Source organism: Sporosarcina sp. P20a (genome assembly GCF_002743175.1).
Taxonomy (GTDB): Bacteria; Bacillota; Bacilli; order Bacillales_A; family Planococcaceae; genus Sporosarcina.
Genome location: NZ_PDYT01000008.1, coordinates 14,145 through 26,998, shown reverse-complemented (window position 1 = coordinate 26,998; position 12,854 = coordinate 14,145). Strand labels below are relative to the sequence as shown.

At 42.7% G+C, this 12,854-nt stretch carries 7 protein-coding genes; 5 read left to right on the top strand and 2 right to left on the bottom strand.

What is annotated here, in order from left to right; genetic code table 11:
* Positions 1–119: 119 nt before the first annotated feature.
* The gene (locus CSV72_RS09050; protein ID WP_099678056.1) at positions 120–2,144 is read right to left on the bottom strand and encodes an S-layer homology domain-containing protein; all 2,025 of its coding nucleotides are present in this window, start codon (positions 2,142–2,144) and stop codon (positions 120–122) included.
* A 309-nt stretch (positions 2,145–2,453) separates the two neighbouring features.
* Between CSV72_RS09050 and CSV72_RS09045 the strand changes: the two genes are divergently transcribed.
* From CSV72_RS09045 to CSV72_RS09035, 3 genes are all read left to right on the top strand, one after another.
* The gene (locus CSV72_RS09045) at positions 2,454–3,923 is read left to right on the top strand and encodes an O-antigen ligase family protein (RefSeq protein ID WP_099678055.1); all 1,470 of its coding nucleotides are present in this window, start codon (positions 2,454–2,456) and stop codon (positions 3,921–3,923) included.
* Positions 3,924–4,512: 589 nt separating this feature from the next.
* Entirely contained in the window at positions 4,513–6,789 is a 2,277-nt protein-coding gene (locus tag CSV72_RS09040; RefSeq protein WP_143561162.1) for an S-layer homology domain-containing protein, read from the top strand.
* Positions 6,790–6,911: 122 nt separating this feature from the next.
* Positions 6,912–8,060 carry a polysaccharide pyruvyl transferase family protein gene (locus tag CSV72_RS09035; protein WP_099678053.1) on the top strand — a complete coding sequence of 383 codons (1,149 nt, stop codon included), beginning with the start codon at positions 6,912–6,914 and terminating at the stop codon, positions 8,058–8,060.
* An 80-nt stretch (positions 8,061–8,140) separates the two neighbouring features.
* Here the strand turns inward: CSV72_RS09035 and CSV72_RS09030 are convergent, their stop codons facing one another.
* A complete protein-coding gene (locus tag CSV72_RS09030) occupies positions 8,141–8,815 on the bottom strand; it encodes a LytTR family DNA-binding domain-containing protein (RefSeq protein WP_233191196.1) in 675 nt (224 codons plus the stop codon).
* Between the two features lie 203 nt (positions 8,816–9,018).
* Between CSV72_RS09030 and aceA the strand changes: the two genes are divergently transcribed.
* Together aceA and CSV72_RS09020 are read left to right on the top strand one after the other, a co-directional pair.
* Positions 9,019–10,299 carry an isocitrate lyase gene (aceA, locus tag CSV72_RS09025; protein WP_099635062.1) on the top strand — a complete coding sequence of 427 codons (1,281 nt, stop codon included), beginning with the start codon at positions 9,019–9,021 and terminating at the stop codon, positions 10,297–10,299.
* 227 nt (positions 10,300–10,526) lie between these two features.
* Positions 10,527–11,696 carry a pyridoxal-phosphate-dependent aminotransferase family protein gene (locus CSV72_RS09020; protein ID WP_099678106.1) on the top strand — a complete coding sequence of 390 codons (1,170 nt, stop codon included), beginning with the start codon at positions 10,527–10,529 and terminating at the stop codon, positions 11,694–11,696.
* Positions 11,697–12,854 lie beyond the last annotated feature (1,158 nt).

Here is a 12,854-nt window from a genome sequence, read left to right as displayed (position 1 = left end):
TGAGCGTTTCCTCTTAAGGAAATGACAGTAAGCGACTGCCGATCAATCAATATTGATTACTCTTCACACTAAAAACCACCAACTCCAAAGCTTCCGGAGATGGTGGTTTCATTGTGTATTTAATTAACGAGCGTCACTAGATCGGAACGGATCCAGCCGTATGGTTCGTTGATTTGTTGCGTTCCTGGATTACTATCCATGCGCACCTTGTACCAAATGAAGCCATCCGCGCCTGTCGTACGATCTGTAACAATCAACGGATAACCGAATGCTGCCAGATTGCCTGGATGCTTAGGCTTGTACGAGAATAGAATATTATTTCTATTCACCGCTTCAGGGCTTGTCCGGATATTAACCGCAGTATTGCCAGTGTATGAAATCACAGCTAATTGCGCTTGGTTTGCATCTTTATTCCCGAGGAACTGATCGATCCGCCACATATGGCCGGCAATCTTGCTTCCCCAGAAAGGATCGGATGCATACTTCATATTGAAACCGACTGCTTTATTACCCGGAGCTGCGCCATTGGCATAAGCGCCGAGTGGATTCGCATAGTTTAAGTTGATGTAGCGAGTGATGAATGCATCGACACTTCTCGTAGGGTTACCGTAGACTTCACCTTTATCCGGTGAAGAGTCGAATACGCGGATGCCGAAAATATTATTTTTCTGCTGAGCATTGCCACTCATGCCGTAATCACTCTCATGTATAGCGGTTGCTAAGATGAACATCGCATTCACATTATGCTGTTTCTCCATTTGTTTCACATACGTACCCAGTCCAATTAATTTAGACTTGGATGTAGCGTTTTTATAGCGTGCAATACCTGTCTTCTGTCTTGCTTGTAATGCATTAGAAATAAAACGATCCAGTTCCTGTCCTGTGTAAGTGGAAGGCTGGCGCACCGATTGGAATTGGAAATACGGATAATAGGTAATCGTTGCTGAACCGTTCATTTCTTTAAAATGAACTCCATCGTTACTCGTATAGCTCTGTCCTTTTTTCATTGCAGAAGAAGCAGGGCCTACTGTATACTCTGCGTAACTACCTTTATATTGTTTCGTTTTGGCATCGTAAGTACGATAATAGGGTTGGTGAATTAGTAAGCCATCACTTGTTACTTTATATTGGCTTGCACCTTTAGATAACAGTGAAGGGACTAGATCGATTTCCGCGTGTTTCGCATAATAGGTATAGCCACCTACGTCTACGACAACGCGTTCAGGGCTACTGCCTATATAGTCTAGTTCATAACCTTTTTGCACATATGTCACTTCGTTTTTTAATGCAGGATCACTATATAATGACGTATATTGCTTAGGGTTTTCTGAAGCAAACGCCTGACCTGACTTCATTTTGATAATTTTATTATTAACGGAAATGGTCTGAACGATGGAAGAAGCATTATATGCAGCCAATGCGTCTTCAAACGTGATGTATGATTCATCTGTTACATTCAGCTGACTGTTGGAAATCGAGCTAACTTTATGCACTTTAGGATTCTCCGTACCGCCAACATTCGTAGGAGGACGGGTACTACCTTTTCCATCAGCCACTGCGAACATACGGAATAAAAATGCAGAAGCATGAGCAATCGTTGCGTTACTTGTCGGTTTGAAATACCCTTGATCGCCTCGTATGATATTCAATGAAGAAGCCGCAGAAACAGCCGGTACGAAGTTCGACGAGATTTTCTTGCTATCTTTAAATTGAACGGTAGTTGAATTGACAGGGATATTAAGGAAGCGGAATGCTTTAAATATCATGCCTGCCATTTGCTGTCGGGTAATCTGCTGATTCGCTTTAAATGTACCATCGGGATATCCTGCTAAAATTCCAGCGCCTGCAGCGTTTTGAATTTCAATTGTGCGGGAATGGTTTGCTGTTAAATCTTTAAAGGTATATCTTGTCGAAGCAGGTAATTCGAGTGAACGTGCCAAATAAGAAGCAAATTCTCCTCGTGTCACCGCACGATTCGGATAGACATTCCCTTTGGCATCCTTTTGAATTACTCCTTTATCTACCCAAAATGTCAGCTCTTGCTGCATTTGATGACCAGTGAAATCATTTGCACTCGCCACCGGTGTGAAGATAGGAGAAGCAACTAAAAGTAAAAGTGTCAGTAATGTAATCAAACGTTTCAAATCAAAACCTCCTATATAAATCTCCTACTATTGTAGCAGAAAGGACTAGTATTGGTAAGCGCTTTTTGGTATATTAATAGACCCTTATTATAATAAACTCCTATATGGTAGTGGGTGTATATAGATCAATAGGGTGAAAGTGCATACTAATTATGTGAATTACTCATTCGCGTTGAAATACCAAATATAGCAATAAACGACAATCTACAATTATTCGAAAAGATGCAACGAATGCTTTCACTATTCCGTCCTAGATAGTGATATAATGCAACAAGGAACTAGCAAGCGTAGAAAGGGTTTTATAGACTAATGAATATATGGAAACAGCGAGTAGAAAAACAATCTACAAGTACAATACTGATTGCAGTAGCTGTGATGCTCATTGCATTATTGTTACCATCAAAAATAGCGTTACTCGGAACGGCCTTATTTTTTGTCCTATTTTCTATTATTAAACCACAGCAAAGTATTCTATTTCTGGTCATCTACGTCAACATCCGACCATTTTTGCTGGAAGTGAATAGTGGACTGAAGTTGATAGGAGACTTAATTATTTTTGTCGTATTTGCGTGGACTTTGTTCCATTACCGGCATAATATCCGTTCACTATTTACATTCAAATGGTTTGAGTGGTCCTACTTCGCCTTTATTTTATTTGGCTCAATCGTAGGATTCCTAAACGACGTGACACCAACATCTATCATTTTCCAAGTTCGAACATTTTTGATTATGTATTTGCTATACTACATCATTTCAAGAATGACGTTGACGAACAAATGGTTGCAACAACTTGCCTGGACGACGGTTTGGTTGAACATTGTGATGTCGCTTCATGGCTTAGTAGAAAAACTGTCATTGCGTCAGTTACTGCTACCTGAAGAATGGAAGTATAAAGTTTTATCTGCAACAAACGCTGTGCGTATTTACGGACTTACCGGTAATCCGAACTCTTTGGCATTATCTCTGTTTTTCGGGATTATCGGGATCGTTTATTTGCAACATATCTACCAGCAAAATAAATACAAATGGACATTCCGTGTTTTGCTTGTATTGTTCTTCGGTATTCTAGTTCTTACTTATTCAAGAGGAACTTGGATTTCAGCAGTAGTGTTCGGTATAGTCTTCATTCTCATGACAAGAAAATGGTATCTCTTGAAGCGATTGGTGATTGCAGGTGTTGCATCAATTATCCTGATATATTATCCAGTTAACCTAGCTGTACAATATATACAAACGTTGGGTGTAGAAATAGAAGTGAAGCCTGACGGAGCTGGAAGTATCGGAGGCCGCTTCGGCGAAACGTTTGATGAGAAGAACTTAGCCCTCATGACAGAAAGCGGACGATTCTTCTATATAAGTAAAGGGTTTGAGATCTTCAGCGATCATCCTATAACGGGTACCGGATTCGGTTCATTCGGTGGTTCGGCCACTTTGTCTTACGGTTCACCGATTTATGATCACTATGGCATCAGTTCGGATATCTATGGAGGGAAGTATTTTTATTCAGACAATCAATATATTCAAGTCATTGCAGAAACCGGTGTAATCGGCGTATTGATTTTTGCGCTCTTCTTGCTTAGTATGCTGTGGTACTTCTGGAAATCACGACACACGAATTTCGGTGTGTTTATGATTGCGCTATGGTTTTCAACAGGCGTTTCCGGAATGTACTATAATATTTGGGAACTGAAGATGTATACTTTATTCTACTTTATCTTGCTTGGCGCATTTGTTGCGTTTAGCAAGCAGCGCGACTCATTGAAACTTACGAATGGTTAATCCATTCGTAGGTTTTTTATTTGGTTTGTTCGCGCATAGTTTTATGTAGGTGATCATAGTAAGGGGATAACCGCTCATTGTTCTTGTGCGACCGCTCTATGCTGTATGGGATTCGCTCTATGTCGGCCGCTATCCGCTCAAAGCTGCCCCGCAACCGCTCACTGCCGGCCGTTATCCGCTCAAAGCGACACGATAACCGCAGAAGGCCGACCGCTATCCGCTCATAGCTACGCCGAAACCGCTCAATGTGGGCCGCTATCCGCTCATAGTTGCTCCGCAACCGCCCAAAGCCAGCCGTTATCCGCTCAAAGTGACACGGCAACCACTCAATGTCGGCCTCTATCCGCTCATAACTACCCCGCAATCCGCTCAAAAACGTCATAAACCCAATCCAATCTATCAAGAAAACCCAAAATCACTCTCAAATTCCATAATTCCTCATTTCTTTTACTTTTTCGTTCAAACGGTACATGAAAACATAGGCCTAATTTGATAGACTATAGATTGATAAGAGTAGGAAAGGTGGAGTTGTGTTATCGTACAAAATACTTTGCTGTCTCGCACGAAGCGGAAAGTAGTCGTTACCGCTATGTCAGCAGCTATGCTAATTTCATTGCCATTTTCAGCGGCAGCAAGCACGAAAGTTGTTTCTAGTTACCCCGTGTCTTCAGGTGTTACCTATTCTCACTATACATATTCAGCAAGTAGTCACATCAATCACATAGGCGTTGATCTGAGTGACCCGTTCACGAAACTGAAAATGGGTCTTCCCGCACCTATATCAAAAACAGCGCCTACATTGACTTTGGCAAACCGAGATTCTAAAGAAGGCCATCGCGTTGTAGGTGCAGTAAACACTTCGTTCTTCGATATGAAGACAGGTATGCCGATGTATTTGTTGTCCGAAGGCAATGAAATCGTTAATGGCGGCGTCATCTCGAGTGCGAGCTCATATTATGTCAGCCATCCGATTGCGTTTGGTGTAACGAGTAACGGTCTTTCAGAAATTGATTATTTTAATCTAGGAATTGAAGTCGGAGTCAATGGCAACGCCTTTCAAATGACGGGTCTGAACCGTGAGCGTCAGGCAGATGAAACGATCGTCTTCACCCCGCAGCATGTGAAAAACACGACCGGTTCCAATGAATACGGTATTGAATTAGTTGTTGAAACGAGTGCGCCGATCACATCGACACATTACGGACAGAAACTTCAAGGTAAAGTGGTTAACGTACGTGGTTATGGAGATAAAAAACCAGTAACTATACCGAAAAATGGTTTTGTCGTATCCATCCATGGAAAAAAAGGATTGGATCGCTTTAAATCCGTCGCTGTTGGAGATCCGCTTTCATTGAATCTATCGATCGATGATAAATGGAAAGACTCTGAATTCATGATGGCGAGTGGCCCGATGCTTGTTAAAGACGGACAACGTCATATCACTATGGATACGAATAACTGGCGTGCCACAGCAAAGACGGCAAGAACGGCTATTGCGATTAGCAAAGATAAAAAACAAGTGCATATGGTGACGGTTGATTCAAGAGCTGGATACAGTAACGGCATGACATTGACTCAATTTGCAAATTATCTTGTATCTCAAGGATATGACCGCGCGTTGAACTTCGACGGTGGCGGTTCCACTACGATGGGAATTCGTAACTACGGTAGTAACCAAGTAGTCTTGGCTAATCGTACATCCAATTCTACACAACGAAATATCTCAGCTATTCTCGAAGCGGTAAGTACTGCACCAACAGGACAACCAGCATACGTAAGTGCTTCCCGGTCACAAATGGGGGAGATGTTAGTCGGTGCAACTGCTGATTTGAAAATCAATCATGTATTGGATGCGCATTATAATCCCATTGTGCCGAATGCATCCCAAGTGAAGACGACATCTGCAAAAGGAACGGTTGAAGGAACAGGTCTGACATATAAAGCAGTTCAGGCAGGAGAAGATCGTATCAGCGTCAACTATGGATTAGCTGAACAATCTTTCCCAGTCACTGTCATTGACCAGCCTGCAAGACTCGATGTGAAATCTTCTGCATCAAGCGTCAAGCCAGGGGAGAAAATCACATTTACTGCGACTCCGGCGGATGCTTCTGGAAAACCGATCATCTATCAACCGCACCAATTAGTATGGAGCGTTACAAATGATCTGGGTTCCATCACTTCTTCTGGAACATTTACGGCAACGAAAGCAGGAAAAGGCCAAGTACAGGCGACTCTAGGTAAGAAAGTGATCTCTGTATCGGTTGAAGTGAAGTCAACTGAAGCTCCGCCTAAACCAGTGGAGCCAGGTCCTGTGCCGCCTATTGTAGATAATCCAAGTAATGAATTGTTCAAAGATGTACCGTTGTCTTATGCTTACGCGACAGAAATCTATTTCTTACGTGATCGCGGTATCATTAATGGAGACACGGACGGAACATTCAATCCTGGTAATACGTTATCAAGAGAGCACGCGGCATTAATTTTAAGTCGAGCTTTCAATCTACCACCAGCAGAGGAAGCGCGAAGAGAGTTCAGTGATGTACCAAAGACCCATCGCTATTACAATGAAATCAGTGCAATCGCCAATGCTAATATCGTAGGCGGCCATTCTGACGGGACATTTGATCCAACAGGACAATTGACTCGTTCGCAGATGGCGATGATTTTAGTCAAAGCCTATAGTTTAGAAGGAGAGTCTACGAAGAAATTCATAGACGTCTCACCGCAACATGGTGCGTACAAGCAGATTCATATTTTGGCGAACCACGGAATTACGACTGGGAATGAAAAAGGCGAATTCATGCCAGGTAAACCGGTCAATCGTGCTCAATTCAGTGCATTCCTATATAGAAGTATAGCGAAGTAATTATAGAAGCTTTCCAATCCCTGGTATGTCCTTGGATTGGAAGGCTTCTCTGTCTTTTGAATACACTATAAAAGGTCACTCTGCTATACTTATAGCAAATGAACTGTAGAGGATGGTATAAATTGAAAATAGGAATAGTAGGGAACTATGGAAATGACAATAACGGCGATGAAGCCATTTTATTGAGTCTCATTTCACAAGTTACATCGACCTTCAATGTCCCAAGCGACGTCATTACGGTATTCAGCAATAACCCGAAGCAAACTGCGAAACGCTATCAAGTGATGAGTGCACCTTTATATTATAAAAAGGGAAACGCAGTGAAAACGTTCGGTGCCACGTATCTTCAAAACAAAAAAATCGTTAAAACATTCGACTTGCTCATTATAGGCGGTGGCGGAATTTTAATGGATCTTTATAAACGCGAAGCACCATTATATGGATCGTACGCTATGATGGCTAAAAATTCTGGTGTTCCGTATGTCATTTACGGTTGTGGAGCAGGTCCGCTCAGTAGTGAATTAGGTAAATGGTTCATTCGTTACATGGGCAAACATGCTGAAAGTATTTCAGTGAGAGATCCTGAATCAGCTGATTTATTGAAGGCAGTAGGTGTACAAAAACCTGTAGAAGTGATAGGGGATCCAGCATTTTCATTAAAACGTGAGCGCAAAGCGACAGCTGATCGTCCGTTGAAAATCGGTATAACAGCTGTACCTTATTATCATGCGGGGTACTGGCCGGAGAGTAAGGAAGATATCTATCAACAGTATATAGAAGGAATGGCGAGAAATTTGGACGAACTGGCGGCTAAACAGCCTGTCGAAATCACATTCTTCGCTACCAAGTTTCCTCAAGATGCCGACGTTACGAAAGATATTCAATCCTTAATGAAGGAAGCCCAAAAAACTACGGTTATCGATCGTAATCTATTACCAGTTGACTTACTGCAAATTTCTGCTGAACAAGATATAGTAATTGGCACAAGACTACACTCATTAATTCTAGCTACATGTACGGCAACACCTGTCATAGCCGTTTGTTACCATCACAAAGTGACAGATTTCATGAAACTTGCTGACCTATCAGAAGTGGCGATTCCAATCGGTGAAATGCATAAAGCAGACGACCACTTCTCCAAAGCCTTTGATTCACTGGCGGTAGATTGGAAAGAGACGTGTGCTAAAACTGAAAAACTTTCCGCTTCATTATATGAAGAAGCAATGAAAGGGACAAAACAATTTACAGACGCAATTAAAAAGAACAAATAAAAAGGCATATGAAATGAATCATATGCCCCTGCTGAAGACCCATCCTAAATAAATTGGAACGGTCTTCAGTCTTTTTTATATTAAAATCCTAAAAGCGCTCGCACTTCATTTAAATACGTCTGACTTACTGGTAGCTCCGTACCGTCAATCAGCTTAATCACAAGATTCGAAGAGAAATCCCGCGAAATCTTTTCAATACAATCCATATTAATAATGTACGAACGATGAATCCGTAAGAAATTCCTCGGCAAACGAAGGTGTAAATCTTTCAGCGTGAAACTAATATTATAATTATCGCTCGCTGTGTAAAACCACGTCTTTTTATGTAAACTTTCTACATAACTGACTTGATCCAATGGAATAGGGAACCACTCATCATCTTTCTTCCCTGTTAGAAACTGCAACTGATCTTTCTTGAGTACATGGAAGTTAGGGGGAAGGATAATGATTAACGCACCATTTTCACCTTGAACATCAATAGGATAGCCAATACCGAAGTACGATGTACCATAAAGAGAGTTATCCATGACGACTTCCACTTTCCGCTGATCTTTGATCGTAACTTCAGCAATACTGCCCGTCTGGATATGTTGACCTTCCCGCAAATGAATATCATGCATGCCTGGAACGTAATAAATATAGTGATCAGAAACGGCAATAGCTATAGAAGCGTCTTTTGGAACCCAGTCTTCCAATACAGAAGCGTATTGATTCAGAATTTTCTTTGGGATATCGATATTTTCCATAATCTTCATAAAATCCCCTTTTTATATAGTTATATTCCAATGTATGCCCTTTCATCCATTCTACCATTCTTTCATCCGCTAAAAAAGCCTTTTTGTCGAAATGGACTGACAATTCTGATTGACTGTTATATAGTAATAACTAACGAAGGAAGCTGTTATGAAACAGATTATAACAGTTACCAGTCGAAAAACCTGGAAGGTGTGAAGTTATAATGTCAACTAGACAAGAACAAATTGCACAATTAGAGAAAAGCTGGGCCGAGGATAGCCGTTGGAAAGGAATCAAACGTAACTACTCTGCTGAGGATGTAGTTAAACTAAGAGGTTCACTTCTAATTCAAAATACACTAGCTGAAAAGGGTGCTGCTCGCCTTTGGGAATCTCTTCATGAAGAAGATTTCATTAATGCACTAGGTGCACTAACGGGTAACCAAGCAGTTCAACAAGTTAAAGCTGGTCTACAAGCTATTTATCTAAGCGGATGGCAAGTTGCTGCTGATGCAAACCTTGCGGGACAAATGTATCCTGACCAAAGTTTATATCCAGCAAACTCTGTACCTGCAGTTGTTAAGCGCATCAACCAAGCACTTCAACGTGCTGACCAGATCGACCATGCAGAAGGCCGTGAAGACGGATTTAACTGGTTCGCTCCAATCGTTGCTGACATGGAAGCTGGTTTCGGTGGTCCATTGAACGTATTCGAACTAATGAAGGGCATGATCGAAGCTGGAGCTGCTGGTGTTCACTTGGAAGACCAATTAGCATCAGAAAAGAAATGTGGACACTTGGGTGGTAAAGTACTTCTTCCAACTCAAAACGCAGTTCGTAACCTGACAGCTGCACGTCTAGCTGCTGACGTACTAGGTGTTGATACAGTAATCATCGCTCGTACTGATGCTGACGCTGCTGACATGGTAACTAGCGACATCGACCCAATCGATGCTCCATTCATCACAGGAGAGCGCACGAACGAAGGATTCTTCAAAACTACACCAGGTATCAAACAAGCAATCGCACGTGGACTTGCTTATGCTGAATACGCTGACCTAGTATGGTGTGAAACTTCTCACCCATCACTTGAAGAAGCTCAAGAATTCGCTGATGCAATTCACGCGAAATTCCCTGAGAAAATGCTTGCATATAACTGTTCACCATCATTCAACTGGAAAGCGAATCTTGATCAAGAAACAATCGCGAAGTACCAGGTTGAACTTGGTAAGATGGGGTACAAGTTCCAGTTCGTAACACTTGCTGGTTTCCACTCATTAAACCACAGCATGTTCGAATTGGCACACGGTTACAAAACTCGCGGAATGGCTGCTTACTCAGAGCTTCAGCAAGCTGAGTTTGAAAACGAATCAAAAGGATATACTGCTACTCGTCACCAACGTGAAGTTGGAACAGGTTACTTTGACGAAGTTACACAAGTTATCTCTGAAGGACAATCTTCAACAACTGCTATGTCTGGTTCAACTGAAACAGCACAGTTCTAATAGCAACATGGCTTTACCGAGTGTGACTTTTGGGAGAAAGTCTCGTTCGCTTCAACAAAAGGGGTATTCATATGATAACGAGGTCACAACATCTTTAACTAGATGAAGTGAATTGTGGAGGGAATTGGATAATTACATCCAATTCTCTCCTTTTCTTTTATTTGAAATAGTTAGATAGTTTGTATAGTATATGAGATATGTACTTCATTATGAGGAGGAATTAAATGATGAGAAATAAAGAAATGCTGTTAATCCCTGGACCCACACCAGTAGTGGATTCTATATATGATGCAATGGCGAGCGAGACATGGTCACATACGGATCCACGTTTTGTGAAAATCTATAAACATACTATTGATCAGACAAAAGAGATCTTTAATACAGATGGTGAGGTATTTGTAGTCGCTGGTTCGGGAACGATCGGAATGGAAATGGCGATTGTCAATACGATTGCAGAAGGAGAAAAACTTCTCGTCGTCAGCCAAGGCTACTTTGGAGACCGCTTTATTAAATTAGGACAAGCATTCGGTATTCAAGTAGATGTATTGCAATCCGAATGGGGGCAGCAAGTATCTCCTGAAGAAATCGATGAGAAATTGTCTGAAGGTAATTATAAAGCAGTTACTGTGACACACGCAGATACGTCAACAGGTGTACGAATTGATTTGGAAGCAGTTGTGCCCGTAATTAAGAAGCACGGTGCTCTTGTTATCGTAGACGGCGTTTGTGCAACAACTGCAATGGATGAGGATATGAGTAAAGAATACGGCGGAGTAGGCAACACAGTCGATATCGTTTTGACTGGCTCACAAAAAGCCATTGGTGTTCCACCAGGTATTGCGCTTGTAGCATTCAATCAGAAAGCTTTGGATGCACGTGCCGCTATGGAACGTGTGCAAGCTTACTATTGTGATATTTATAATTGGATTCCGGTCATGCATGATCCTTCAAAATACTTCGCAACGCCTGCAGTAAACTTAGTGTATGCGCTAGAAGAAGGGCTACGTATCGTATTGGAAGAAGGATTAGACGCACGTATTCGACGCCATCAAGCATTCGGTCGCGCTGTCCGTCAGAGTTTAGCAGTCTATGGTATGAAGGCAATTGCTTCAGAAGAAGTGGCGGCACCGACGTTGAGCTGCATTTTGTATCCTGAAGGGATTGATGACGGGAAGTTCCGTGTGGCTATGGCGGACAAGGGGACGGTTCTATCGGGCTCGCTCGCTCATTTAGCGGGAAAGGCGTTCCGTATCGGGCATATGGGGAATACAACAGCCGATATGTTGGAGAAGGCGGTTATGCAGATTGGTGAAACGTTGAATGAGATGGGTCATGAGGTAGATATTTCTAAGGCGCAAAATGTTTTTGCGAAAGAGGTTAATCAGCTGACTGTATAGTGTGTGGATCCGTTATGAGGAGTTTACTTCTTGTAACGGTCTTTTTTGTTTGTTTTTTATTTTGATTTCGTGAGTAAGTGGGGGAGCAGGGGAGTTTATGGATTATGTTTCTGTTGATGGTGCGTAAGAAGCAGCGCTGGGTTGTGGTTCTTGCAGGTGTATTTTCTTTTCCTTGTTTGATCAGGAGGTTGTGGTTTAGCTGCCTATGTAAGTGGCAAGTGCATTGTCGCCACTTCGGCGCTGGTGGATGGCTTTCGCGAGGAGCCAGAGACAGGATAGTTCGCCTGTCTTTGTCTCATCGCTACGCCTACCACAGCAGTCGCCTTCGTTGGATTGGCTGTAGGGCAGCTCGGGTTGTTGTTTTTAGTCGTGGAAGTGCTGGCTTATTACGTTTCTTTCAAACGTAAGTAATAAGCTGCATGGGGTTGTGGTTCTAGCACGTTCATTTTCTTTTTCCTGTTTGATCAGTAGTTTGTGGTTTAGCTGTCTATGTAAGTGGCGAGTCCATTGTCCCCACTTCGGCGCTGGTGGATGGCTTTCGCGAGGAGCCAGAGACAGGATAGTTCGCCTGTCTTTGTCTCCTCGCTACGCCTACCACAGCAGTCGCCTTCGTTAGATTGGGTGTACGGCAGTTCTTACACTTCTTTTGCTAGAAATACATACTAGATATCACGATGTCACTGATCTTCTTCCTATAAGAACCACAACTAGAATAAATACCACTTAGTAGCGCAGGCACAACTGCGGGGTAGGCCGTGGCCGGGAGACAACTGGCAGCACCACCGCCAGCTGGCTCCTGGCTGTAGGCAATCCCCCACGTGCCTGCGCGGGTCCAGAAAGCAGACACTCACTAACTTCCGTCCCCAATAACCAATCGAGCAACGACCCCAACAAAAGTGCCAAAGACCCGCAGCCGCCTAGTCTTTCCGCTAACCGCGTTTGCAGGTTGGGTATGGCACACAATTTATCATTTTTAGAACCACAACCTAAATAAATATCACTCAGCAGCGCAGGCACAACTGCGGGGTAGGCCGTGGCCATGAGACAACTGGCAGCACTACCGCCAGCTGGCTTCTGGCTGTAGGCAATCCCCCAAGTGCTTGCGCGGGTCCAGAAAGCATACATTCGATGACTTCAGTATCAAACAACCAATCGAGC